Origin of the sequence: Mycolicibacterium aubagnense, assembly GCF_010730955.1 — a bacterium.
Taxonomy (GTDB): domain Bacteria; phylum Actinomycetota; class Actinomycetes; order Mycobacteriales; family Mycobacteriaceae; genus Mycobacterium; species Mycobacterium aubagnense.
Genome location: NZ_AP022577.1, coordinates 2,027,655 through 2,052,124 on the forward strand (window position 1 = coordinate 2,027,655; position 24,470 = coordinate 2,052,124).

28 protein-coding genes are annotated in these 24,470 nt (G+C 65.5%); 18 read left to right on the forward strand and 10 right to left on the reverse strand.

The features are described from left to right. Nucleotides 1–82: 82 nt before the first annotated feature. From G6N59_RS09985 to G6N59_RS09995, 3 genes are all read right to left on the reverse strand, one after another. Nucleotides 83–1,324, reverse strand: a complete 1,242-nt coding sequence (locus tag G6N59_RS09985; protein WP_138232031.1) for an anti-sigma-D factor RsdA — start codon at nucleotides 1,322–1,324, stop codon at nucleotides 83–85. Continuing rightward, nucleotides 1,317–1,895 carry a sigma-70 family RNA polymerase sigma factor gene (locus G6N59_RS09990; RefSeq protein WP_138232032.1) on the reverse strand — a complete coding sequence of 193 codons (579 nt, stop codon included), beginning with the start codon at nucleotides 1,893–1,895 and terminating at the stop codon, nucleotides 1,317–1,319. The genes G6N59_RS09985 and G6N59_RS09990 overlap by 8 nt, the downstream gene beginning before the upstream one ends. Before the next feature lie 88 nt (nucleotides 1,896–1,983). Beyond that, nucleotides 1,984–2,808, reverse strand: a complete 825-nt coding sequence (locus tag G6N59_RS09995; protein ID WP_138232033.1) for a hypothetical protein — start codon at nucleotides 2,806–2,808, stop codon at nucleotides 1,984–1,986. A 423-nt stretch (nucleotides 2,809–3,231) separates the two neighbouring features. On the opposite strand from G6N59_RS09995, the gene G6N59_RS10000 reads away from it, so the two are divergent. Continuing rightward, complete coding sequence (locus tag G6N59_RS10000; protein WP_029105464.1) at nucleotides 3,232–3,522, forward strand: WhiB family transcriptional regulator; 291 nt, start codon at nucleotides 3,232–3,234, stop codon at nucleotides 3,520–3,522. A gap of 75 nt (nucleotides 3,523–3,597) precedes the next feature. Here G6N59_RS10000 and nicT read toward each other — a convergent pair whose 3' ends face one another. Both nicT and G6N59_RS10010 read right to left on the reverse strand, forming a co-directional pair. Further along, nucleotides 3,598–4,710, reverse strand: coding sequence for a Nickel transporter NicT (gene nicT / locus G6N59_RS10005; protein WP_138232034.1), 1,113 nt, complete (start codon nucleotides 4,708–4,710; stop codon nucleotides 3,598–3,600). Continuing rightward, complete coding sequence (locus G6N59_RS10010; protein ID WP_138232035.1) at nucleotides 4,707–5,459, reverse strand: DUF6390 family protein; 753 nt, start codon at nucleotides 5,457–5,459, stop codon at nucleotides 4,707–4,709. Before G6N59_RS10010 ends, nicT begins: the two co-directional genes overlap by 4 nt. Nucleotides 5,460–5,627: 168 nt before the next feature. On the opposite strand from G6N59_RS10010, the gene G6N59_RS10015 reads away from it, so the two are divergent. The 15 genes from G6N59_RS10015 (at nucleotide 5,628) to hypE (ending at nucleotide 19,105) form a co-directional block, all read left to right on the forward strand. Next, a complete protein-coding gene (locus G6N59_RS10015) occupies nucleotides 5,628–5,963 on the forward strand; it encodes a hydrogenase maturation nickel metallochaperone HypA (protein WP_138232036.1) in 336 nt (111 codons plus the stop codon). Between the two features lie 29 nt (nucleotides 5,964–5,992). Next, nucleotides 5,993–6,754: a hydrogenase nickel incorporation protein HypB gene (hypB, locus tag G6N59_RS10020; protein ID WP_138232037.1), complete on the forward strand. Its 762-nt coding sequence runs from the start codon at nucleotides 5,993–5,995 to the stop codon at nucleotides 6,752–6,754. Between the two features lie 312 nt (nucleotides 6,755–7,066). Continuing rightward, nucleotides 7,067–8,122, forward strand: coding sequence for an NADH-quinone oxidoreductase subunit B family protein (locus G6N59_RS10025; RefSeq protein WP_138232038.1), 1,056 nt, complete (start codon nucleotides 7,067–7,069; stop codon nucleotides 8,120–8,122). 68 nt (nucleotides 8,123–8,190) lie between these two features. Beyond that, nucleotides 8,191–9,987: a nickel-dependent hydrogenase large subunit gene (locus G6N59_RS10030; RefSeq protein ID WP_138232039.1), complete on the forward strand. Its 1,797-nt coding sequence runs from the start codon at nucleotides 8,191–8,193 to the stop codon at nucleotides 9,985–9,987. Between the two features lie 3 nt (nucleotides 9,988–9,990). Further along, complete coding sequence (locus tag G6N59_RS10035) at nucleotides 9,991–10,911, forward strand: NifU family protein (RefSeq protein ID WP_138232040.1); 921 nt, start codon at nucleotides 9,991–9,993, stop codon at nucleotides 10,909–10,911. Further along, nucleotides 10,908–11,537, forward strand: coding sequence for a DUF5947 family protein (locus tag G6N59_RS10040; protein ID WP_138232041.1), 630 nt, complete (start codon nucleotides 10,908–10,910; stop codon nucleotides 11,535–11,537). The genes G6N59_RS10035 and G6N59_RS10040 overlap by 4 nt, the downstream gene beginning before the upstream one ends. Beyond that, nucleotides 11,534–12,178, forward strand: a complete 645-nt coding sequence (locus tag G6N59_RS10045) for a DUF6084 family protein (RefSeq protein ID WP_138232042.1) — start codon at nucleotides 11,534–11,536, stop codon at nucleotides 12,176–12,178. Before G6N59_RS10040 ends, G6N59_RS10045 begins: the two co-directional genes overlap by 4 nt. After that, a complete protein-coding gene (locus G6N59_RS10050) occupies nucleotides 12,175–13,515 on the forward strand; it encodes a hypothetical protein (RefSeq protein ID WP_138232043.1) in 1,341 nt (446 codons plus the stop codon). Before G6N59_RS10045 ends, G6N59_RS10050 begins: the two co-directional genes overlap by 4 nt. Continuing rightward, nucleotides 13,506–13,625 carry a DUF6893 family small protein gene (locus G6N59_RS31870; RefSeq protein ID WP_110789080.1) on the forward strand — a complete coding sequence of 40 codons (120 nt, stop codon included), beginning with the start codon at nucleotides 13,506–13,508 and terminating at the stop codon, nucleotides 13,623–13,625. Before G6N59_RS10050 ends, G6N59_RS31870 begins: the two co-directional genes overlap by 10 nt. Next, a complete protein-coding gene (locus G6N59_RS10055; protein WP_234884371.1) occupies nucleotides 13,622–14,119 on the forward strand; it encodes a hydrogenase maturation protease in 498 nt (165 codons plus the stop codon). Before G6N59_RS31870 ends, G6N59_RS10055 begins: the two co-directional genes overlap by 4 nt. A 3-nt stretch (nucleotides 14,120–14,122) precedes the next feature. After that, complete coding sequence (locus G6N59_RS10060) at nucleotides 14,123–14,371, forward strand: HypC/HybG/HupF family hydrogenase formation chaperone (protein ID WP_138232044.1); 249 nt, start codon at nucleotides 14,123–14,125, stop codon at nucleotides 14,369–14,371. Beyond that, entirely contained in the window at nucleotides 14,368–16,656 is a 2,289-nt protein-coding gene (hypF, locus tag G6N59_RS10065; RefSeq protein WP_234884372.1) for a carbamoyltransferase HypF, read from the forward strand. The genes G6N59_RS10060 and hypF overlap by 4 nt, the downstream gene beginning before the upstream one ends. A 16-nt stretch (nucleotides 16,657–16,672) precedes the next feature. Further along, nucleotides 16,673–16,960, forward strand: coding sequence for a HypC/HybG/HupF family hydrogenase formation chaperone (locus G6N59_RS10070; protein ID WP_138232045.1), 288 nt, complete (start codon nucleotides 16,673–16,675; stop codon nucleotides 16,958–16,960). Further along, nucleotides 16,957–18,057, forward strand: coding sequence for a hydrogenase formation protein HypD (hypD, locus tag G6N59_RS10075; protein WP_138232046.1), 1,101 nt, complete (start codon nucleotides 16,957–16,959; stop codon nucleotides 18,055–18,057). The genes G6N59_RS10070 and hypD overlap by 4 nt, the downstream gene beginning before the upstream one ends. After that, a complete protein-coding gene (gene hypE, locus G6N59_RS10080; protein ID WP_138232047.1) occupies nucleotides 18,050–19,105 on the forward strand; it encodes a hydrogenase expression/formation protein HypE in 1,056 nt (351 codons plus the stop codon). Before hypD ends, hypE begins: the two co-directional genes overlap by 8 nt. On the opposite strand, the gene G6N59_RS10085 is transcribed toward hypE, so the two are convergent. Continuing rightward, nucleotides 19,102–20,598, reverse strand: a complete 1,497-nt coding sequence (locus G6N59_RS10085) for a potassium/proton antiporter (RefSeq protein ID WP_138232048.1) — start codon at nucleotides 20,596–20,598, stop codon at nucleotides 19,102–19,104. The two genes, hypE and G6N59_RS10085, sit on opposite strands and share 4 nt — an antisense overlap. Nucleotides 20,599–20,681: 83 nt before the next feature. Here G6N59_RS10085 and G6N59_RS10090 point away from each other — a divergent pair, with 83 nt between their 5' ends. After that, nucleotides 20,682–21,341 carry a potassium channel family protein gene (locus G6N59_RS10090; RefSeq protein ID WP_138232078.1) on the forward strand — a complete coding sequence of 220 codons (660 nt, stop codon included), beginning with the start codon at nucleotides 20,682–20,684 and terminating at the stop codon, nucleotides 21,339–21,341. Nucleotides 21,342–21,356: 15 nt separating this feature from the next. Here G6N59_RS10090 and G6N59_RS10095 read toward each other — a convergent pair whose 3' ends face one another. Together G6N59_RS10095 and G6N59_RS10100 are read right to left on the reverse strand one after the other, a co-directional pair. Then, the gene (locus G6N59_RS10095) at nucleotides 21,357–22,040 is read right to left on the reverse strand and encodes a hypothetical protein (protein WP_138232049.1); all 684 of its coding nucleotides are present in this window, start codon (nucleotides 22,038–22,040) and stop codon (nucleotides 21,357–21,359) included. Continuing rightward, on the reverse strand, nucleotides 22,033–22,506 hold the full coding sequence (locus G6N59_RS10100) for a nuclear transport factor 2 family protein (protein WP_138232050.1): 474 nt from the start codon (nucleotides 22,504–22,506) through the stop codon (nucleotides 22,033–22,035). The genes G6N59_RS10095 and G6N59_RS10100 overlap by 8 nt, the downstream gene beginning before the upstream one ends. Nucleotides 22,507–22,599: 93 nt before the next feature. On the opposite strand from G6N59_RS10100, the gene G6N59_RS10105 reads away from it, so the two are divergent. Then, nucleotides 22,600–23,214: a TetR/AcrR family transcriptional regulator gene (locus tag G6N59_RS10105; RefSeq protein ID WP_234884373.1), complete on the forward strand. Its 615-nt coding sequence runs from the start codon at nucleotides 22,600–22,602 to the stop codon at nucleotides 23,212–23,214. A 6-nt stretch (nucleotides 23,215–23,220) separates the two neighbouring features. Here G6N59_RS10105 and G6N59_RS10110 read toward each other — a convergent pair whose 3' ends face one another. Continuing rightward, nucleotides 23,221–23,808: a DNA-3-methyladenine glycosylase I gene (locus tag G6N59_RS10110; protein ID WP_163911208.1), complete on the reverse strand. Its 588-nt coding sequence runs from the start codon at nucleotides 23,806–23,808 to the stop codon at nucleotides 23,221–23,223. 23 nt (nucleotides 23,809–23,831) lie between these two features. Further along, on the reverse strand, nucleotides 23,832–24,470 hold the full coding sequence (locus G6N59_RS10115) for an FMN-dependent NADH-azoreductase (RefSeq protein WP_138232052.1): 639 nt from the start codon (nucleotides 24,468–24,470) through the stop codon (nucleotides 23,832–23,834).

A 24,470-nucleotide genomic window follows, 5' to 3' on the forward strand; every position in this document is an offset into this window, starting at 1 on the left:
CGCTGAGGGCGTAATCGATCGGGTCAGCAGCACCGCCACCACAGACTCAAACACTCGACGGCCAGGGCACATGCCGCCGGAATCAGTGCTGCCCGCGCCCCGACCCCGACCCCGACCCCGACCCCGACGGCGCGTCCGTTGTGGTCGTGACTGACCGCTCCCGCGTCGGCTCCGGCTGCTGCGTTTCCTTGGTCGACGGGACAACCGATGCCGTCTGCGCCGGTGTGGTCACCGAGGGCGATGTGACAGTCGGGGCGACGGTGGTGACGGTCTGCGCGGGCGCCGGGTTCTGCGTCGGCGAGGGCGCAACGGTGGCCGTGGGTGTGGGCGACGCCGTGGCCGGGTTGGTGACGACGGGCTCACTCGAGGACGGCACCGACGACGGCGCAGAAGTGGCCGTCGCCGTTGATGCCGATGTCGAGGCAGCCGATGTCGACGTGACCGTCGAGCTGCTCGACGGTGTCGCCGACGTGGAACTCGTTGGCTCGGTCGAGGACGTCGCGCTGGTGGTTGTATCCGAGGACGACGTCGACGCAGTGGTCGATGTCGAGGTCGTCGTCGTGATCGATGTCGAGGTTGTCGACGAGGTCGCGTCCGACGACGAGGTGGACGTCGACGTGGACGTCGTGCTCGAAGTAGTCGACGTCGTCTCGACCACCGGAACCGGCAACAGGGTCAGCGGCGACGACGGCAGGACCGGCAACGGCTCCCCCGGCGGCGGCAAGGTGGCCGCCGGGTTCTGCTCAACCACCTTGTAGGTCAAGGCATTCCACTGCTGGATCAGCTGCTGCTTGTGTTCCGGGGCGTCGACACTCTGCACCGTCGGACCCAGGGCTTGCAACTTGTCCTGCGCCTGCTGCCACTGACCGTTGTCGATCAGCTGCTGCACCTGTTGCATCTCGGTCTGCGCGGCCAGCATCACCTGGTCATCGCGGCTGGCCTTCTCGGTGCCGAACATCGCAGTGTGCAGGCCGTACAGCGAGGAGTTCGGTCCGGCGGCGTAGATCGCGGTCCCGAAGCCGCCGAGGCACAACAGCGCCGCGGCGACGGACCCGACGATCGTCAGCGAGGTCCGGTATTCCTTGCGGTGCAACCCATTCTGAAGGGCCGCCACTGCGTCGCGGGCCGTGACGGGTGTCGTCACCGCGGGTTCGCGGATACTGTCGCGCCAGTCGGCGAACAGGAACGCGAGCTCGGCTTCGGTGGAATCCGTCGAGTACGCGTGCTGGTCGGCGGCGAGCGCGTCGAAGAATCGGTCGACCCGTCGAATCTCGTTGAGCGAGGGATCGCCGCCATTGGGAGACCAGTGTCCGGAGTCAGGCATGGCCACGCTCCGTCGAACCGATCTCGGCCTTCAACCTGGCCAGCGCCCGATGCTGAGCCACCCGGACCGCGCCGGCAGTGCTGCCCACGGCCTCGGCCGTCTCTTCGGCGCTCATGCCGACGACGACGCGCAGAATCAGGATTTCGCGCTGCTTCTCGGGGAGCACCGCCAGCAACCGGTTCATCCGGGCAGCCGCGTCGGCATCGATGGCCAACTGCTCCGGACCCAGTTCGTTCGACGGGCGGTCCGGCAGATCATCGGTGGCTTCAGCCCGGTTGCGGCCGGCGGCACGATGCGCGTCAGCAACCTTGTGAGCGGCAATGCCGTACACAAAAGCCAGGAACGGCCGTCCCTGGTCTTTGTACCGCGGCAGCGCCGTGATCACAGCTAAACACACCTCCTGAGCCACATCGTCTGAGGAAACACCCTGTCGTTCACCGACCCCGAACCGCGCGCGGCAGTACCGAACGACGATCGGGCGGATGGTTTCCAACACCTTGCGGAGCGCATCACGATTGCCGGCAACTGCATCAGCAACGACAGCATCGAGACCATCTCCCGAAAATGTCATCGTGGGCGCATTCTCCAGCGTTACGGACGAGGCGTTGTCGTGGTTGGTATGTCAGGTCAACATTAATGACTGGCGCGGGCGGTCAGATTCATCCCGCCCATCGCCCGCCACGGTCGCGGACGGTTGCGGCCGCGGCGTCGCGGATCTCCACGATGGCCTGCGGGCTGTGCTCGGCACTGCCGATATCGCTCAACAGACAGCCCAATGCCCAGGTCAGCGGCACCAAGCCGAATTGCCTGGCACGGTCGAGCGCGCTGTCGCCGACTCGGCGGGAGTCGTCGAACCGACCCGCACTGCACAGCGCCGCCGAATACACGACGTCGGTTTTCACGGCGTGGCGTGGCGAGCCCAGGTCACCGACGAGCTCCCGAGCGTGCTCGGCATGAGCGACGGACTCCCCGCCCCGACCACTGACCATCGCCAATTCAGCGCTGACCCAGGCCAGCCGAACCCGCTGGCGCGGAACCCCGCTTTTTTCGGTGTCGGCCGCGGCCCGCTCGAGCAACCGGTGCGCGACCCCGAAGCGGCCGATCCCGAGAGCGTCGGCAGCCAGACCGACGAGCGCATCGGCCCGCGCCTGCGCGGCGTCGGGTTGAGGCGCGACCAACGCCCACGCCCGACCGTCGGCGACCCGGGCCAGGCGGTGCCAGCCGAGCTGCCGGAGAAACGAGGCGCGGGTGCTGTGCGCCAGCGACAGCAACGAACCGCTGGCTCGCCGCGCGACTGAGTCGAGGTCCGTGGCCGCGACGGCGTAGTACCCCTGACCGCCCGCGGCGACGGCACGCAGCCACAGCTCGTCGGGCGAGCGCGCCGCCGGCAGCGGCCAACATGGCACGTCGTTGCCAAATGCGGCGTTATATAGACGGACAGCTGGCTGGTCGGCGGAGTGCGTTGTGGTACCGGTTGCGGTCATCGAGTCAGCACGGTATCAATGCGGCGCCGGGGCACGGCGCCGTTCTCCCGCCCTGCGAGTTCGGCGGCGTTCGTTAATAATTCATGCTCGCCGTGTTAACACCATGTCAATTGCATCCATTTCGGCCACAAATTGACCGACGTGGCGAACTGGCGTGAACTGCCGAAACACGATGTTTTCGGGAACGACAGAACATTTCAGGACCAGCCGTTTCGTTTCCAAAGCATCGCGAAGATGAACGAGATGTAAATTCTTGACCTGCACTTATGGGGTTTCGCACAGGGCGTGGCTATTGACGGAATTTGCCGAATCCTTCTACGTTGTGTGCACGAGATGTCATCGGCGACAAGTGCTCGGGTCATTTGCAGATCGACGCACATCCACAGATTGCAAATTGGATGTGCGGGGAGGAGTCATTTCCCAATGCCACAGCCTCAGCAGCTTCCCGGACCCAACGCCGATATGTGGGATTGGCAGATGCATGGTGTTTGCCGTGGTGTCGACTCCGCGGTGTTCTTTCATCCCGATGGCGAGCGCGGCCGCGCTCGGGCCCAGCGCGAAATGCGCGCCAAGGAGATGTGCCGGGCCTGCCCGGTGATCACTCAGTGCCGGTCACACGCACTGGCCGTCGGCGAGCCGTACGGCATCTGGGGCGGACTCAGCGAAGGCGAGCGCGAGCTATTGCTGAAGCGGGGCATCCGCCGCGCGTCGTAGGTCTTGTCGTAGGTCTTCTTCGCAGACGGCCTCACTCGTCTGGGTGGGGCCGTTTGCGGTTGACGGTCCGCCCGCTCACCCGGTCGACGACGGAGCCGAAGCATCGGCCGACCATTTGGCTTCGATCTTGGCGTACCGCCAGATCAACAGCGCCGCGATCCAGGTGACGACGAACAGCCCGACGATGACGAAGCCCAGAGAGTTCATGTCGAGGCCGGTGATCCAGTCACCGAAGCCGCCGGTCCAGTTGAGCTGCTGCGCCAGCAGGCCGAGCAGCTCGACGCCGCCGATGATGAGGGCGACCGCGATCGACAAGCCGGTGATGGTGATGTTGTAGTAGACCTTGCGAACCGGTTTCAGAAATGCCCACCCGTAGGCGAAGTTCATGAACGTGCCGTCGGCGGTGTCCAGCAGACTCATGCCCGCGGCGAACAGTACGGGCAGGCACAAGATGGCATACCAGGGCAGCCCGGCGGCCGCACTGGTACCGGCCAGCACCAATAGGGCGACCTCGGTGGCGGTGTCGAAGCCCAGACCGAACAACACCCCGACCGGATACATCTGTGCCGGCTTGGTGATCGATTTCGTGAGGCCGCCGAAGATCCGGTTCAGGAATCCCCGGTTGTTGAGCCGGTCTTCGAGTTCGGCTTCCTGGTAACTGCCCGAGCGCATCTCTCTGAACACCTTCAGGATTCCGACCAGAATCACGATGTTGATGATCGCGATGAGCAGCAGGAAAACACCTGACACGCTGGTGCCGATCAGCCCCGCGTAGTGGTGCAACGCCGAGGTGTCATCCGCAACGGGGCCGATGATCGTCGTGACCCCGATCGAGAGCAGCAGCGCGAGACCGAACACCACGGTCGAGTGCCCCAACGAGAAGTAGAAGCCGACGGACAGGGGCCGCTTGCCGTCAGCCATCAACTTGCGGGTGGTGTTGTCGATTGCCGAAATATGGTCTGCGTCAAAGGCATGCCGCAAACCGAGTGTGTATGCGGTCAACCCGACGCCCAATCCCAGCGTCTTGTCCCCCAGATTGAAGTGTTGCGGGGCCACGAACGCGGCAAGCGTGACCCAGCCGACCAGATGCAGCACCACGATCACGCCGATCATGGTCGCCATCCGCAGCCATTCGTCCCTGTTCAGCGCTCCCTTGACCATCGCGAGGCGAGTGGGGGTGATCGTCATCGGTGCCGCTCCAGACGTTGGTTGGTGACGCGGAGCTGACGAAGTGTGCTGTCCCGCAATGCGTGCTGCTGTGCCGGCGTCAGCCGCCCGCACACCCGGCCCCAGTGCACTGCGACCTGATCGCCGGCAGACATGTCGGGCACGGCGCTGTAACCGTCCTCCCACACCTCAAGACGCCGCGGCGAGGGCTCGGACAACCGGAGCCGGTGTCCGTCCCAGAGCAGCGCACTCGCGTCGATATCGACACGGTCGCCGGAGCGGGAAAGCACCGTCCCCCAGGTGATCCGGCAGTTGTCCAGGACGCGCAACGGATGCTCGTCCAGTCCGCTGCCCAGCAAGCGGGACCACGGATACACCCCGAACACGTGGAAACAATGATTGGCCGCGACCTCGCCGGCGAGGTCCTCGGTCAGATGCGACCAGTACCGGCCGGCCAACCGCCCGATGACGTCGAGCAGCTGACCCGCGACAGCACCGGAATCCAGGTCGGCCGCGATACCCCCGCCGAGCCAATAGGATTCGACGAGACGGAGATCCAGCGGGTCGGCAATGCCGGTCAGTCCGGACAGGACCTCCAGGTACGGCCAGGCACCGGAGAAGCTGCGGGCCGCGATCCGCACCTCATCGACGGAGGCATCGCGCAGCGCGGCCAGCTCCGGCGGCCCGCAGTAGCCGAGATGGTTGGGGGCGTATGCATAGCGGGCGAACATCTCGACGCCCTCGTCACAATCAGCCACCGGAAGGCACATGACGGCCCTCCTCCCGGTCGAGTACCTACGAGGCTAGTTTCGTCCGGCCGCGGCCGACAGTCCACTAGGCCAGAAGCGAAGCAGGGCGTAGCGTGGAAACACGTTCCGGTGCAGTCCTGCAGCGGGTGGGGCGAGCGCTGGCCCGGGCGGAGGCGGCGGTGAGACCCGATGCATGAGCTCTCGCTCTGTCAGGCGATCGCCGGTGTGGTCAGGCCGTACGCAGCCGACAAACACGTCGAGGTGGTACGGGTCCAGGTCGGTGCCCTCCGGCAGGTGGTGCCCGACTCGTTGACGTTCTGCTGGGACCTGATTCGCGACTACGAGTCCATGCCTGATGCCGAACTCGAGCTGGAAATGGTTCCGGCAGAAGTGGTCTGCCGCTCGTGCGGTCAGCAGTCGCTGCTCGCGTCACGATGGTCGGTGTGCTGCCCGGTGTGCGACAGCGCCGAAGTCACGGTGATCAGAGGCAATGAGTTCCAGGTGACGTCCATGGACGTGTCTTGATATGCGGCGGTTCGCGAGAGGTGGCCACGATGGGTAGATTCCACCGGCACGAAGACGGCACGGTCCACACGCACGAAGACGGGGACCACCGTCACGAACACGGGGACCACAGCGGCTACGAGACCGGAACGGAGCGCATCGACGTACTGGAGTCGATCTTCGCCGAGAACGACATGCGCGCAAACATCAACCGCAATGCGTTCGAGAGCAACGGGATCCGAGCACTCAATCTGATGAGCTCACCAGGATCGGGAAAGACGACCGTACTGGCTGCCTCACTCGACAACCTCAACGGCGAGGTGGCCGTCGGCGTGATCGAAGGTGACATCGCCACCGACCTGGATGCGGAAAAACTCGGGGGCCGCGGCGCTCAGGTGTCGCTGATCAACACCAATAATGGGTTCGGCGGCGAATGCCACCTGGACGCGCCGATGGTCAATCGGGCGCTGCAGGGCCTGGCGCTCGCAGACCTGGATCTCGTCATCATCGAGAATGTCGGCAATCTGGTCTGCCCAGCTGAGTTCGATGTCGGCGAGCACGCCAAGGCGATGGTCTACTCGCTGACCGAAGGCGAAGACAAGCCGCTGAAGTACCCCGTGATGTTCCGCGCGGTGGACGTGGTGCTGCTCAACAAGATCGATCTGGCACCGTATCTCGACGCCGACGTCGAGACGTATGCCGCCCACGTGCGGATGGTCAATCCGACCGCCACGATCCTGCCCGTGAGCGCCCGGACCGGCGAAGGCATGGCGGCCTGGTTCGATTGGCTGCGCACGTTCGTCCGGCAATAACCCGACGACTACCGCCCCATGACCCCTCCGGGCGAATCATCTTGAATTTCAGCAAATTTCGAATCACGGACCTGTCAAGTGCACACGCAGCCAGATTGACGCCTATGATAATTGGCCAGCGAATGCGCTATCCCCGATATCGGTGGCCTGGCACCTTGGGGTAACCCGTTGACAACCCATTGCACCCGGAGTAGACCGAGAAACAGCGCCGCGCATCGGGCCGAACGTCGACTCCTGCGGCGAATGGGACTGAACAACCAATCCCGCAAAGATCGACGTAGGGACCCAGCCCGTCCCGGAAAGAACTACGATATGCCTACTTCGGCAGCAGTCAAGGCAGAGTCGGCACTGATTCACGTTCTGTGGATCAATGCCGGTCTGAGTTGTGACGGCGATTCCGTGGCGCTGACTGCCGCCACTCAGCCCAGCATCGAGGAGATCGCGCTCGGCGCGCTTCCCGGGCTACCCCAGATCGCCGTGCATTGGCCTCTCATCGACTTCGAATGCGGACCGAACGGGGGCGCAGACGACTTCCTCGAATGGTTCTTCCGGGCCGATCGAGGCGAGCTCGATCCGTTCGTGCTGGTTGTCGAGGGATCGATACCCAACGAGCAATTACACACCGAAGGCTACTGGTGCGGGTTTGGCAACAACCCCGCCACCGGACAGCCGATGACCACCAGCGAGTGGCTGGATCGCCTGGCGCCCAAAGCAACCGCGGTGGTGGCCGTCGGCACGTGCGCCACCTACGGCGGTATCCATGCGATGGCCGGTAACCCGACCGGCGCGATGGGTGTACCCGACTATCTCGGGTGGGATTGGAAGAGCAAGGCGGGCATTCCCATCGTCTGCGTGCCGGGGTGCCCGATACACCCGGACAACTTGGCAGAGACATTGACGTATCTGCTGTACATGGCGACCGACCAGGCCCCGATGATTCCGCTGGACGAAGCGCTCCGGCCCACTTGGCTCTTCGGCGCGACCGTGCACGAAGGCTGCGACCGGGCCGGCTATTACGAGCAAGGCGACTTCGCCCACGAGTACGGATCACCCAAATGCATTGTCAAGCTGGGCTGTTGGGGTCCGGTCGTCAAATGCAACGTACCGAAACGCGGCTGGATAAACGGTATCGGCGGCTGCCCGAATGTGGGTGGCATCTGCATCGGCTGCACCATGCCCGGGTTCCCCGACAAGTTCATGCCCTTCATGGATGAACCGCCCGGCGGCAAGGTGTCCACTGCGGCGTCGGGCCTGTACGGATCCGTCATCCGCAACCTGCGCCACATCACCGGCCGGACCGTCGACAAAGAACCGCATTGGCGCCATCGCGGCACAAAGCTTGAATCGGGAGCGACCCGCACCTGGTAGGTGCGGACCCTCACCGCCTGCCGCCGATTCGGCGATACGGCGAAAGGTATTGCTAGGGAGCGAAGTCCATGACAACGATCATTCCGGAACCATCACAGGTCAAACGGGATCCCGGCCAACTCGTCGAGATGGCATGGGACCCGATCACCCGGATCGTCGGCAGTCTCGGCATCTACACGAAGATCGACTTCGAGAACCGCGAAGTCGTGGAATGCCACAGCACGTCGTCGATCTTCCGCGGCTACTCGATCTTCATGAAGGGTAAGGATCCACGGGACGCCCATTTCATCACCAGCCGCATCTGCGGCATCTGCGGCGACAACCACGCCACCTGTTCGTGTTACGCACAGAACATGGCCTACGGGGTGAAGCCGCCGCATCTCGGTGAGTGGATCGTCAACCTGGGCGAAGCCGCGGAGTACATGTTCGACCACAACATTTTTCAGGAGAATCTGGTCGGCGTCGATTACTGCGAGAAGATGGTCGCCGAGACCAACCCGAGTGTGCTCGCCAAGGCCGAGAACACACTGGCGCCGCACTCCGATGCCCACGGCTACCGGACCATCGCCGACATCATGCGCACGCTCAACCCGTTCACCGGCGAGTTCTACCGCGAGGCGCTGCAGGTCAGCCGGTGGACGCGAGAGATGTTCTGCCTCATGGAAGGCCGGCACGTCCACCCCTCGACGCTGTACCCGGGTGGCGTCGGCACCGTCGCCACCATTCAGTTGATGACCGACTACATGACCCGGCTGATGCGCTACGTCGAATTCATGAAGAAGGTCGTGCCCATGCACGACGACCTGTTCGACTTCTTCTACGAGGCCATTCCCGGTTACGAACAGGTCGGGCTGCGGCGCACCCTGCTGGGCTGCTGGGGATCCTTCCAGGATCCCGAAGTGTGCAACTTCGCCTACAAGGACATGGAGCGCTGGGGCGACGCGATGTTCGTGACGCCCGGTGTGGTGGTGGACGGAAAACTGGTGACGCACTCACTGGTCGACATCAACCTGGGCATCCGGATCCTATTGGGCAGTTCGTATTACGACGACTGGACCGACCAGGAGATGTTCGTGAAGAACGATCCGCTCGGCAACCCCGTCGATCGCCGGCATCCGTGGAATCAGCACACCAACCCGCATCCGCAGAAGCGGGACATGGACGACAAGTACAGCTGGGTGATGTCACCGCGCTGGTTCGACGGCAAGGACCACCTGGCCCTGGACACCGGAGGTGGGCCGCTGGCCCGGCTGTGGTCCACCGCGCTGGCCGGACTGGTCGACATCGGCTACGTGAAGTCGACCGGGCACAGTGTGCAGATCAACCTGCCGAAGACCATCCTCAAGGGACCCGTCGAGCTGGAGTGGAAGATCCCGCAGCACGGCAGCAACACCATCGAACGCAACCGTGCCCGTACCTACTTCCAGGCCTACGCGGCTGCCTGCGCACTGCACTTCGCGGAGAAGGCACTCGCCGAGATCCGCGCCGGGCGCACGAAGACATGGGAGAAGTTCACGGTGCCCGACGAAGCGATCGGCTGCGGTTTCACCGAGGCCGTCCGCGGCGTGCTGAGCCACCACATGGTGATCCGGGACGGCAAGATCGCCAATTACCATCCGTATCCTCCGACGCCCTGGAACGCCAATCCCCGGGACAGCTACGGCACGCCGGGCCCGTACGAGGACGCGGTGCAGGGCCAGCCGATCTTCGAGGAGAACGACCGGGAGCACTTCAAGGGCATCGACATCATGCGTACGGTGCGGAGTTTCGATCCGTGTCTGCCCTGCGGGGTGCACATGTACCTGGGTGACGGAAAAACCCTGGAGCGCTTGCACTCCCCGACGCAGTCCGTAACCGGGGAGTAGCCTGTGGCCGCGCCGGACGACGCGCACTGGCGCACGGCGGGCGACCGGATACAGACACTGCTCGACGCCAGCTCGGCAGCCGGGCCGGTGACGCGTGAGCGTGCCGAGCTGTTGGTCGGCGAGGTCACCGACCTGTACGGCGCTGCGCTGCAACGGATCATGCGGCTACTCGCCGGCCATCCCGAGCTCACCGAGCAGTTGACCGACGACGACCTGATCGCCAGCCTGCTGCTGGTACACGGCCTGCATCCACATGACGCGCGCAGGCGCATCGAGGACGCGCTGGATAAGGTCAGGCCGTACCTCGGTTCCCACGGCGGCGACGTCGCAGTGGTCAGTGTCGCCGACGGTCCCGGCGGCGCTGCCGTCCGATTGCAGTTCGCGGGCAGTTGCAAGAGCTGCCCGTCGTCGGCAGTGACGCTCGAGCTCACCGTCGAGGACGCCATTCGTGCGGCCGCTCCGGAGGTCAGCACGATCGAGGTGGTGGCGGCCGAACCCAAAACCGGTGTGATCCCGGTGGATTCGCTGTTGAGCCGGGTCCACCGGGACGGTCGAGCCGGATCGGTGTGGCATCCGGCGCCGGAGCTCGCCGACCTGAAACATGCTGAGGTCGGCGGGTTCCGGCTGGCCGGCGAGACGCTGCTGGCGTGCCGACTCGGCGAGAATGTGTTCGTCTACCGCGACCGGTGCGGACGTTGCGCGGACTCGTTGGCCGGCGCCGCGCTGCATCGCCGCATCGGATCTGCCGACCCGGTGCTGCGGTGTCCCCGCTGCCACGCCCATTTCGATGTCGTGCATGCGGGCATCTGCGTCGACGACAACGCCACCGCCGCCGAACATCTCGAGCCGGTACCGGTGCTGGTACGCGACGGTGTGCTGTCCGTCGCGATGGAAGTCACCCCGACCGCAGCCGGTGTGCCATGACGGGCGCCTATGACGTGCTGGCGCGCATCCGCGCCGCCCGCGCCACGCCCGTTGCGGCGGGCGAGCGGTGCGAGATGTGCTCGGAGCAGATCGCTGCCGAACACCAGCACGTCGTGAATATCGAAGGCCGACAACTGCTGTGCGTCTGCCGGGGCTGCTATCTGTTGTTCACCGATGTCGATGCCGCGCTCCACTACCGCGCCGTCCCTGATCGGTACCTCACCTTCCCCGATCTCGCACTCGGCCGCCGCGAATGGGAGCTCCTGCAGATCCCCGTCGGGCTGGCGTTCTTCTTCCGCAACTCGTCCCTCGACCGCACGGTCGCCTTCTATCCGGGACCGGCCGGCGCGACGGAATCCGAACTGGACCTTGGCATGTGGGCCGACATCCGCGACGCGGACCCGCGCGTCGACCTGCTGGCCGCGGACACCGAGGCACTGATCATGCGGCTGCCGGATGATCCGCGCCCCCTCGAATGCCACCTGGTGCCGATCGATGCGTGTTACGAGTTCGTCGGCCGCCTGCGGATGCTGTGGCACGGGTTCGACGGCGGGCAGCAGGTCCACGAGTTCGTCGACGACTACTTCAACGCCATTGCCGAACGCGGCAAGGTGGTGACGGGATGACCGAGGTGACCTTCGCCGTCGTCGACGTCTTCCCCGAGCCTTACGCGGTGACTCCGGTGCTGACCGCACGGGTCGGGATCGCGGCGCTCGGCGATGAGCCGGTGCACGCCATCGCGTTACGCGCCCAGATCCGTATCGAACCGCTGCGCCGGGGTTACACCGACCAAGAGGCGGCAGCGCTGCTGGACCTGTTCGGCACCCGCGACCGCTGGAGCACCACCCAGCACACCTTCCTGTGGCAGCACAGCAGTGTCATGGTGCAGGGCTTCACCGGCACCACCCAGGTCGACCTCCCGCTGGAATGCACCTACGACGTCGAGGTCACCGCGGCCAAGTTCTTCCATGCGTTGCACGACGGCAACATCCCCCTCCAATTCCTCTTCAGTGGCACTGTTTTCACCAAAGGACAACACGGCTTCGCCGTCACCCCGGTACCCTGGGACCGCGAGGACCACTACGACATGCCGGTATCGGTGTGGCGCGCCCTCATCGACCTGCACTACCCACACACCGGCTGGATCAGGTTGCACCACGACACCATCGACGCCCTGGTCGACTACAAGGCCCGGCACGCGCTGCTCGGGCTCGACGACACGGTCATGGCACTGCTGACCGCCCAAGCCGCACAGGATCTCCGATGACTGCCGCGTGGGAGCAGGCCAGGGCCGTGGCCGATGCGGTGCTCTACGAGGGCTATCTGCTCTACCCCTACCGGGCCACCTCCGGAAAGAACCAGTCCCGCTGGCAATTCGGCGTGCTCGGTCCGCCGCACGCTGCCGAGGTCGGGCTCGGCGAGGACGACACCCTCTCGGCCCAGCTCCTCGTGCACCCTGGGCCCGATACGGCTCTGACCATCGTGGTCCGGTTCCTGCAGCTGCAACACCGGGCGGTCGAACGGGACACCGGCGGCGAGTTCGCACCAGTCGACGAGCTGACCGTGGCCGGCCGCACCTGGCTCAGCTGGGATGAGGCCGTCGAACGCGAGCTGTCATTCGGACCGTTCACGGAATCGGACCTGTCCACGCCGCAGCGGCTGCCGGTCGTCGTTGCCGGTGGCAGCGACGTCGAGCGCATCGACGGTGGCAGATTGGTCCGGACCCGCGCCGAGCTGCGCGCCGAGGTCACGGTGCGGTCCGAGGCCGACGATGGACTCCTGCGCGTCACCCTCGAGGTACGCAATGTCGTTGAGCCAGCGACAGATAAGGAGGGTACGATCGCACGATCCCTGATCGGTACCCACCTGATTGCCGAGGTCACCAGCGGTGAATTCGTCTCGATGCTGGAACCGCCGGAATCGGCCGCCGACGCCGTCGGGCGCTGTCAGCGGCACCGTTGTTTCCCCGTGCTGGCCGGCCGGCCCGGCACCACCACGTTGATGCTGGTGTCTCCGATCATCCTGTACGACCATCCGGAGATCGCCGAGCAGAGCGAGGGCGCCCTCTTCGATTCGACCGAGATCGACGAGATCCTGACTCTGCGCGTCATGACGATGACCGACCAGGAGAAGACACAGGCCCGGGCCACCGACCCGCGCGCAGCAGAGATCATCGATCGCTGCGACGCGATGTCGCCGGATGCCCTGCTGAATCTGCATGGGGTACTACGCAATCCACACGCCGGTGCCGAAACCCGATCGTTGATACCCGAGATTCCCGAGGGCGTCGACTGGTGGGATCCGCTGGCGGACAACGCCGTCGCGCCGACCCTTGACGCGGTGTTGGTAAACGGGGTGCGAGTCAGTCGCGACAGCCGGGTCCGGCTACACCCGTCCCGGCGCGCCGACGCACAGGATCTGTTCTACGCCGACAAGGTCGCGCGCGTCACCTGCGTCCACGAGACGGTCGACGGCGACCAGCAGATCGGCGTCGTCCTGGAGGACGACCCGGCCGCCGAGATGCACGACTGGTACGGCCGATATCTGTACTTCGCACCCGACGAAGTCGAACCACTGAATGAAGGGATATCACCATGGAAGTAGTGGGTTGGATTGCCGTGATCGTGGTCGCGGCGGCGGTGGTGGGCGCCGGGGTTGTCGGTGTCCGCTCCATCCCGGATGCGCGTCGCTACCTGCGCATGCGGCGGATGTGACGGGAGGCGTTGCTACGCAACGGATTCTGGTAGCCGGAATCGGCAACATCTTCCTCGGTGACGACGGCTTCGGCCCCGAGGTGCTCCGGCACGTCGGGGCCACAGAAGCGGGTGTTCAGCTGACGGATTACGGCATCAGGGGCATGCACCTCGCCTACGACCTGCTCGGCGAGTGGGATGCGCTGGTGCTGGTCGACGCGATCCCGTGCCGGGACACGCCGGGGGCGGTGCACGTCTTCGAGGCCGATCACCAATCGCTCACGGCGGCAGTGGGTCTGGACGCACACGCCATGGATCCAGCAACAGTGTTCGCCAGTCTCAACGCACTCGGTGGAGCCCCTCCCCATACCGTGGTGGTGGGGTGCGAAGTGGCCGACGTCGAGGATCGGATGGGCCTTTCCGATGTCGTGGCGGCCGCCGTCCCGGTCGCGGCCCGCGCCGTCGAAAGCGTTGTCGCAGAACTACTCAGCCGCGCTCCGGTTCGGGAGGGCTGAGCCATGTGCCTGGGCATACCGGGGCAGGTCATCCAAATGTTGGACGGTTACGGCGACCAGCTCGCACTCGTCGACGTCGCCGGCGAACCACGCAAGGTGAATGTCGGGATGTTGCCGGAGGAGACCTTCGACGCGGGCGACTGGGTGATCATTCACATGGGGTTCGCGCTCGAAAAGACCGACGCGGCAGGGGCCGCGGCGGCGCTCGAAGGTCTGAGGCTGATGGGCAACGGCGACGGAGCAGGGTCGTGACGCGCCGACGGCTGCGGATCTGCGCGCACGGCGTCGTCCAGGGCGTCGGCTTCCGGCCGTTCGTGTACACCACTGCCGCGGCCCTGGGGCTGAGCGGCTCGGTGCGCAATGACAGCTCCGGGGCCATCATCGAGATCGAAGGTGACACCAGCGCCATCAGGGAGTTCCTCGACCGGCTGCAGCACCACCCACCTCCACTTGCCGTCATCGAATCTGTTCAGACACAGGATATTCCGGTATGCGGGGGTACCGGATTCGCCATCACCGACACGTCGCACTCGGCCGGCGGTCGTACCCTGGCCTCCCCCGATGTCGCGATGTGCGACGAGTGCGCGGCCGAGCAACGCGATCCGGCGAACCGGCGGTACCGGCACCCCTTCGTGAATTGCACGAACTGCGGGCCCCGCTTCACCATCATCGCGTCGCTGCCCTATGACCGGGCCGCCACCACCATGGCGAATTTCCCGATGTGCCCCGACTGCGCGCGCGAATACGCCGACCCGGCCGATCGTCGCTTCCACGCTCAGCCCGTGTGTTGCCCGGAGTGCGGGCCGACGCTGACCTTCCGGGATCACAGCGGCGAGACCGTGGTCGGCGAAGCAGGCCTCAGCCTGGCACGGAAACTGTTGCGCGACGGTGGGATCCTCGCGGTCAAGGGCATCGGCGGCTACCACCTGGCCTGCGACGCCGGCAACGCGGCGGCCGTGCAGACGCTGCGTCGGCGCAAGCATCGCGGTGACAAACCTTTCGCGGTCATGGTTGCCGACCTGGCGTCGGCGCGGGGCATTGCCGAGGTGGACGAATCTGCGGCGCAGTTGCTTTCGGGTATCCAGCGCCCGATCGTGCTGCTGGCCAGAAGATCGGATACCGCGATATCCGATCTCATCGCGCCGCACAACCCGGACATCGGCGTCATGCTGGCCTACACCCCACTGCATGCCCTGCTGTTCGGGCTGCCGGGCGACGAACCAGGCCCGTCGGTCCTGGTGATGACGTCGGGAAACCTTGGCGGTGAACCGATCTGCTTCACCGACGACGATGCCACGGACCGCCTCGCCCGGCTCACCGACGGTTGGCTGCTGCACAATCGGTCGATCCTGGTGCCGTGCGACGACTCGGTCGTGCGGATGATCGGCCAGGACGAGATGCCCATCCGGCGATCCCGTGGCTACGCACCGCTTCCCGTCGCCCTACCGGTACCCGTCGCACCCACGTTGGCGGTCGGCGCCGACCTGAAGAACACCCTGGCCGTTGCCGAGGGCAAGTATGCATGGCTGAGTCAGCACATCGGCGATATGGATGACCTGGCCACCCTGTCCGCATTCGACGCGGCGGAACGGCACCTGCAGGAGCTGACCGGTGTGGCACCCGAGAACCTTGTCGCCGACGCGCACCCCGGTTACCGCTCCACCGCCTGGGCGCGCCGTAATGCTGACGGGCGACCGGTCCGTACGGTGCAGCACCACCACGCTCACATCGCCGCCGTCATGGCCGAAAACGGCCTGGACGGCAACAGTCAGGTCATTGGATTCGCCTTCGATGGAACAGGTTACGGTCCCGACGGCGCAATCTGGGGTGGCGAGGTGCTCGTCGCCGACTACAAGGGCTACCAGCGGGCGGCTCAGCTGCGATATGTCCCGCTGGCCGGAGGCGATGTCAGCGTGGAGCGCCCGTACCGCATGGCACTCGCGCACCTGTGGGCCGCCGGGCTGCCGTGGAGTGCCGACCTGCCGCCAGTGCGGCACTGCCCGGACGATGAACGCGGGGTCCTGGCGCACCAATTGCAGACCGGGCTCGGGTGCGTTCCGACCTCCAGCATGGGCCGGCTGTTCGACGCGGTATCCGCCCTGGCCGGGGTCCGGCAGACCGCCGGCTACGAAGCACAAGCGGCCATCGAATTGGAGGGCATCTCTCGCGGCATAGATTGCGGCGCAGTCACATACGCCTTCGACATCGTCGCCGATGACCCGGCGCTGGTCGACCCCGCGCCGGTGCTCCGCGCCGTCATCGACGATCAGCGCGCCGCCGTTCCGCCCGGCGTGATCGGGGCGCGGTTCCACCAGGCCGTGGCGGACCTCGTCGTACGGCTCGCCGAACTGGAATCGGAGGCGGCAGGCATCCGCGTCGTCGCGTTGTCCGGCGGCGTGTTCCAGAACGCCCTGCTGCTGCGGCTCACGCTGAGCGGCCTGCGCGCCAAGGGTTTTGAGGTGATCACCCACCGTCAGGTCCCACCCAACGACGGCGGTATCGCGCTCGGCCAACTACTGGTGGGCAATTCGAACTGAGAAGAGGAGTACTTCCATGTGTCTGGCAGTTCCGGGGAAAATCCTGAGCCTGTCCGAGCGCGACGGCACGCTGATGTCACTCGTCGACTTCGGGGGTGTCCAGAAGGACGTATGCCTGCAGTACATCCCGGACGCGACAGTCGGCGAATACGTTGTCGTCCACGTGGGATTCGCCATCCAACGGCTCGATGAGGAATCGGCCATCAAGACGTTGAAAGAGTTCGAGCACCTCGGCGTGCTCAACGATGAGTTCGGGGACGGGTTCGAGATCGCGGCACGACAGGCAACCGAGGTGACACCATGAAGTATCTGGACGAGTTCAGTAATCCCGAACTGGCCGGCAAGCTCATCGACCAGATCCGGGCGGCCACCAGCAGACGCTGGGCGATCATGGAAGTGTGTGGCGGGCAGACACATTCGATCATCCGGCACGGTATCGACCAACTTCTGCCCGACGAGATCGAAATGATCCACGGCCCTGGTTGCCCGGTCTGCGTGACGCCGCTGGAGATGATCGACAAGGCACTCGAGATCGCCGGCCGCCCTGAAGTGATCTTCTGCTCGTTCGGCGACATGCTGCGGGTGCCGGGCAGCGCGAAAGACCTGTTCCGGATCAAGAGCGAGGGCGGCGACGTCCGGGTCGTGTACTCGCCGCTTGATGCGTTGACGATCGCACGGGAGAACCCCGACCGGCAGGTGGTGTTCTTCGGCATCGGGTTCGAGACCACCGCGCCCGCCAATGCGATGACGGTGTACCAAGCCAAACGTCTTGGTATCAAGAACTTTTCATTGCTGGTGTCACACGTTCTCGTGCCGCCGGCCATCGCGGCGATCATGGAGTCGCCGACGTGCCGCGTACAGGCGTTCCTCGCCGCCGGGCACGTGTGCTGCGTGATGGGAACCGATGAATATCCGGCGCTGACCGAGAAATACCGAATCCCCATCGTGGTCACCGGCTTCGAACCGCTGGATATCCTCGAAGGTATCCGGCGCACGGTGATTCAGCTGGAGGCCGGCCGCCACGAGCTGGAGAACGCCTACCCGCGAGCTGTTCAGGCGCAAGGCAATACGGCGGCCAAGGCGATGTTGGAAGACGTCTTCGAGGTCACCGATCGCACGTGGCGTGGCATCGGCATGATCCCGCGAAGCGGCTGGCGCCTGTCCCCCGCCTACCGCGAGTTCGACGCAGAGTACCGGTTCTCCGTCACCGGAATTCGCACCGCCGAATCGGTCATGTGCCGTTCGGGCGAGGTACTGCAAGGCCTCATCAAGCCCCACGAGTGCGCCGCTTTCGGCAAGGAATGCACACCGCGTAACCCGTTGGGCGCGACCATGGTCTCCTCGGAGGGCGCGTGCGCCGCCTACTACCTCTACCGGCGACTCGAGGTGACACATGCCTGAGATCGACATCGAGTCGTGGGTGTGCCCGACCCCCTTGCGCGACGCACCCAACATCGTGATGGGGCACGGTGGCGGCGGGGCGATGTCGGCCGAGCTGATCGAGCATCTGTTCCTGCCGGCATTCGGCCCGGCGGCCGAAGCCGGTATGGGCGACTCGGCCGTCATCGAGGTCGGTGGTGTGCGGCTGGCGTTCTCCACCGACTCGTTCGTGGTCAAGCCGTTGACGTTCCCCGGCGGCAGCATCGGCGACCTCGCGGTCAACGGGACCATCAACGACCTCGCCATGGCGGGTGCACAACCCCTGGCGCTGTCGACGGCATTCATCCTCGAGGAGGGCACCGCGCTGCAGGAGATCGCACACGTGGCGCAGGCCGTCGGCACGGCCGCGCTCGCAGCCGGGGTCAAGTTGGTGACCGGCGACACCAAGGTGGTCGATTCCGGTCACGGCGATGGCGTGTTCATCAACACCGCGGGCATCGGCGTCGTCGATCCGCGGGTGGATATCCGTCCGCAGCGGGCCGCACCCGGTGACGTGGTGATCGTCAGCGGCGACATCGGCGTGCACGGCGTCGCGGTGATGAGCTGTCGCGAAGGGCTGACGTTCGCGACCACGGTGGCCAGCGATACCGCGCCCCTGCACGGTCTCGTGGCTGCCATGATCGAGACCGGCGTCGACCTTCACGTGTTGCGCGATCCGACGCGCGGCGGCGTCGCCGCCACACTCAACGAGATCGCGAAGACGGCCCACGTCGGGATGGCCCTGGACGAACGCACCTTCCCGATCCCTGCCGAGGTCCGGGACGCGTGCGGGCTCCTCGGGCTGGACCCGCTCCAGGTGGCCAACGAGGGCAAGCTGTTGGCCGTCGTGCCCGCCGACGGCGCCGAGCTCGTGCTGGCCGCGATGCGCAGTCACCCGCTCGGCACACGCGCCGCTGTGATCGGCCGGTGTGTCGCCGAACATCCCGGCATGGTCGTCGCGCGAACAGCCCTCGGCGGCACCCGGGTGGTCGACCTGCCCATCGGCGAGCAACTGCCCCGAATCTGCTAGTCCGGCTCACCGTATTCATCGAACCAATAGGCAAGCTTCCCGCGGCGGCTCACCGCGCGCAGCCTGCGCTCGGTGGCCTCCCGGGTGGTGCTGGTGCTGACGATCAGCAGCTCATCACCGGCTTCCAGTCGAGTGTCAGGCTGCGGCACGAAGGTATGGCCCTTGCGGATGATCAGGGTGATCACACTCGGGTCAGGCAGTCGCAGTTCCAGCACCGTCACGTTGTGCAGCCGCGACTGCGGCAACACAGTGAGAGTCAGCAGCTCGGCGTCGAGCACGTCGAGGGGCGCCGACTCCACCTGAAGCTCGCGGGTGATGTCCCGCCGGATGAGCCCGAGCCAGTGCGCGATCGGCTTCAGGCTGGGCCCCTGGACCAGCGTGAAAACCACGACCAGCACGAACACGATATTGAGCAGCCGGTGGCTGTCGGGGACGCCGGTGACGATCGGGTAGGTGGCCAGCACGATCGGCACCGCACCGCGCAGCCCTGCCCACGACAGGAAGGCTTGTTCGCGCCATGGCACTCGAAAGCGGAGTAGCGACAACACCACGGACAGCGGTCGGGCCAGCAGTAGCAAGACGAGACCGACGAGGACGGCCGGGATCAGGTCGTCACCGAGCTGGCTGGGCGTGACCAGCAGCCCGAGCAGGACGAACAGCCCGATCTGCGCCAGCCAGCCCAGCCCTTCGGCGAAGGATCGGGTGGCGGCCCGGTGCGGCAACCCGGAATTCGCCAGTACCAAGCCCGTCACGTACGCGGCGAGGAATCCGCTCGCGTGCGCCACTCCCGATGCGGAGAAGGCCACGGTACCCAGACCGAAGGTGGCCAGCGGGTACAAACCCGACGCGGGTAGCGCGATCCGGCGCAGCGTGACGGCACCCAGGTAGCCGCACACCACGCCGATCCCGGCTCCGGCGAGCAGCTCATATACCAGGCTGAGCAGCGCCTCCCCTGCTTCGAAATGCAGCGGAACAGCGCTGAACATCAAGACCAGGATGACGGCCGGCGCGTCGTTCAGACCGGATTCGGCTTCCAGGAGACCAGCCAGCCGCCGCGGCAGCGGCAGCACCCGAAGGACGGAAAACACCGCCGCTGCGTCGGTCGAGGAGACGATGGCGCCCAGCAGCAGCGCGAGCTGCCAGTGGACGCCGAGGAGCAGATGCGCTCCTGCCGCGGTGACCACGGTGCTGATGGCCACGCCCAGGGTGGCCATCACCGCCGCCGGGGCCAGGCTCTTTCGGACGTCACTGAACTGGGTGGTGAGACCGCCTTCGATGAGGATGATCGTCAACGCAGCCGTGCCCAGATCGCGCGCGAGCGTGACGTCGTCGAACCGCAGTCCGATGCCGTCCTCGCCGACCAGCACGCCGACGCCCAGGAACAGCAACAGACTGGGGAGTCCGGCCCGGGTGGCCAATCTGGTGGCGACGATGCTGGCCAGCAGCACCAGGGCGCCGACGAGCAGTACCCGGTTCATCTCCTCCAGCGTCATCGGTCCCCGTTCAGGTCTGCGGCCACGGCCGAGCCAAATGTATCCGGCCGGTGGGTGACAATGACTGCGTGAGCACCCGGGGCATGCGCGTCGCTATCGCCGGCGCCGGCGCGGTGGGCCGGTCGGTGGCGCAGGAACTCGTCGCCAACGGCCACAAGGTCCTGCTGATCGAGCGTGACATCCACAAGTACGAACCGCACACGGTCCCAGAGGCAGACTGGCTGTGGGCCGACGCCTGCGAGGTGGCCTCGCTCGAGGAGTGCAGCATCGAGATGTGCGACGTCGTGATCGCCGCAACCGGCGATGACAAGGCGAATCTCGCGATGGCGCTGTTGGCCAAAACAGAATTCCACGTGCCGCGGGTGGTCGCGCGCGTGAACAACGTCGCCAACGAGTGGTTGTTCACCGACGACTGGGGTGTCGACGTCGCAGTGTCCACGCCGCACGCGATGGCCGTCGGCGTCGAGGGCGCCATCGACGTCGGCCACCTGGTCCGACTGATGGGGCTGCGCCAGGGTCACGCCAATCTGACAAAGTTCACGCTGCCGCCCAACAGTCCGTTGATCGGGCGCACATTCGGGGACATGACGTTGCCGCAGAACACCCTCTTGGTGACGGTGCAGCGCGGCACCAGGATCATCGTGCCGAAATCAGCAGACCGCTTCGAGGACGGCGATGAGCTGCTCTTCGTCGCAGACGAATCCGTCGACGGAGACATCCGCGACCTCATCCACGGCGACTAGAGCCGCATTCGACGGTTACAACGCGTAGCAATACCTGCTGGTCGGCACCGAATCCAGATTGGTGTGGGCGCCAAAGCGCATCACGCTCTCGACCATGAGCGTCATCCGACGCTGCAGTTCGGCCTCGTCGCCGCCGCTGCCGTAGAACGCGTGCACGTCGGTCATCGCCGCCATGTGGAACAGTTCCTCGACGACGGCGTCGACCCGCTCGGTGCCGTGCACCGTCCGCAGCACCCGGTTTTGCACATAGCCGAACGTGTCCTGGGTGTCGATGGCGACGCTGGTGTGCTGCCCCTGCCAGATCTCGAGCCAGTCGGCCGGATCGAGCCCGGCCGGGATGCGCAGGAAACCGATCTGCGCCAATGCCGTTGTCCGGACCCCGTTTTCCACGCTGGGCGGGTCCAGGCGCACCGTCTCCTCGACCTCCCAGCCGGCACTGCGCTGAGAGATCGCGGCCAGCAGGTCGGAAATGGGCTCCGGGTCAGTGTCGGGGTCGGTCCACACACTGACCACCGCGGACACCGGGCTGTCGAAGGCGGTGATGCGCAGCATCGCCACCTCGACGTCGGCGTCGTCGACGTTGATCTGCAACCGGTTCACGCCCGCGGCCCGCAGTAGAACGTGCAATTGCCTCGACTGCAGGGCGGTGTCCAAACCCGCGCCCCACAAGGCGTACACCAGCTTCACGGCATCAGCCATGCTTGGCGGCCATCGGCTCGGCCTGCATGACTCCGCCGGCCTGGAGCCACTCGCCCACCGCCCTCGGGGCATCGCGGACGGGGTTGTAGACGTCCTCCTCGGAGGAGAACAGGTTGTCCCCGGCATAGACGAGGCGGGTGATGTTGGGGAAACCGAACACCTTGCCCGGCTCGGTGGGATGGTCAAGGGCGTTGATGATCTCGGTGACGATCGCGCCGTTCTCCTCGTCGATCGCGACCCAGGTGTGCGGGAATCGCATGTGCGGGAACGGCTTCATGACGCCCACGATCCATTCGCGGACGGCGTCGCGGCCGTGCATCTCGCCGTAGGCGTGCTCGATATAGTGCACGTCCTCGGTGAACAGATCGGCGAACGGGGCCCAGTCACCGGTGCTCGAACAGACCTCGACGACCTTGGTGTAGTGCTCGAGCGCGGCCATCAGCTCGTCCCGGGTGAATCGTGGCATGTCCGAACCTCCAGAGGCTACTAGAATCAATTTCAGTTCTTGGACTCTACCCAACAACTAGAATTCGCTCCAGACCCAAGAAGGAGCTGCACCTTGGCAAGAATCGCCGAACCCCGCCCGGCCGCTGAGCCCAGCTCCGCCGTGCAGCAGCAGCGTCGCGACGCGATCCTCAAGGCCACCGCGGCCCTGGCCGCACAGAAACCCGCCGACCAGGTACAGATGAACGAGGTCGCCCGCGCCGCCGGCGTCGCGCTCGGCACCTTGTACCGCTACTTCCCGTCGAAGACCCACCTGTTCGTCGGCCTCATGGCCGACCGCGTGGACCGGATGCAGGACGGAATCCACCGCCGGAAGGCGCCCGCCGGTACCGCGGCCGATCGCGTGTTCGATGTCCTGTCGCGCGCCACGCGTCCGATGCTGCGGCAGCCCCACCTGACGGCCGCCATGCTCAACTCACTGAACACCGCCGACGCGACGGCCGTGGCCGAGGTAGGCCATATCGACCGCCAGGTGCGCAGCATGCTGCTGACCATCTGCGGGGTGGATGATCCCGGGCCACAGGATATTTCGCTGATGCGCCTGGTCCAGCACACCTGGCACGGAATCCTGCAGTCCAGCCTCAACGGGCGAATCTCCGCCGACGAGACCGAGGACGAGATTCAGCTGGCGTGCCGACTGATCCTGGCTCCGCTTGCCCGCACCGAATAGCGCCGGCTAGGCCCGGAAGCAACCTTCGAAATGGCCGTTCTCGATTCCCGCGGTCTGCATGAACGAGTGCGCGACGACCGGACCTACCAGGTGAAACCCGGCTTCCCGCAACGCCACTGACAGCTGAATGGACTCAGGGCTGGCCATCCGGCCGTCATCCCAGCTCCTGAGCCGATGACGCTGCCGTGGTTCATGCTGCCAGCATAATTGCGAGAGCGAGTATTTCGACAGCAGCCGGGCATTGTGCACGGTGGCCTCGATCTTTCGCCTGTTGCGAATGATGCTGGTGTCAGCCATCAATCGCTCGACATCATCGGTGGTCATCGCGGCGACGGACGCTGGTGCGAATCCGCGGAACGCGTTACGTAGGCTGTTCCGCTTGTCGAACACGGCCGCCCACGACAGCCCGTTCTCGAAGTACGTCAATGCAAGTAACTCGAACAAGGCAGTGTCATCGCGGGTCGGCACACCCCATTCCCGGTCGTGATAGGTCCGCAAATCCCGGCCCGTTTCAGTCGCCCACCGACACCTGGCGACGCCATCCGCAGCGGTGACCACCGTGGGGAGCGCCGCCGGCATCCCGACGCCTGCCATCGCTCTCATCTCATGGCCCGCCGTCAGACGTAGCCATGCGCTGCCGCAAGCTTTTCCGCATCTTCAAGCGCCTTTGCCAGATCGCCGGTCGGATTGCCGGTCAGCATCGTGGGCTGAAATCGCAATTCGTCGACCTCCTGAATCCCAGCTTGATTGAGCCACATGCGCAGGTACGCGGCGTGATGGTCCACTCCGAATGCCGGTTCGGCTACACCGTGTGCGTACACGCCGGAGGTGAGGGTCAGGGTGGCATGCTTGCCCGTGAGCAGTCCCCGGTAGCCGGCCTGCGGGTCCAGACTCCACAGAATCCCCGGCTGATGAACCAGATCGATGAAATGCTTGAGCCGGTACGGAATTCCGGAGTTCCACATCGGCGAAGCAATGAGATACCGGTCGGCAGACTTGAAGCGGTCGGCGATTGCCACGATCTCGTCCCAGGCCGACTGTCCGGCGCCATCCTGCTCGGCTCCTTTGATGACGTTCATCTTCGCAGCCGCTTTGTCGCCGTCGAATGCAGGGAGTTCCGTCTCCCACAGATCGAGGTTATCGATCTCGAGGTGCGGGTTGACTGCCGTCAGTGCATCGAGATACGCCGTGGCGATCTGCCTCGACTTCGAATCACTCTTGCGCGGAGACGCTTGGAGGTACAGCAATTTCGTCAT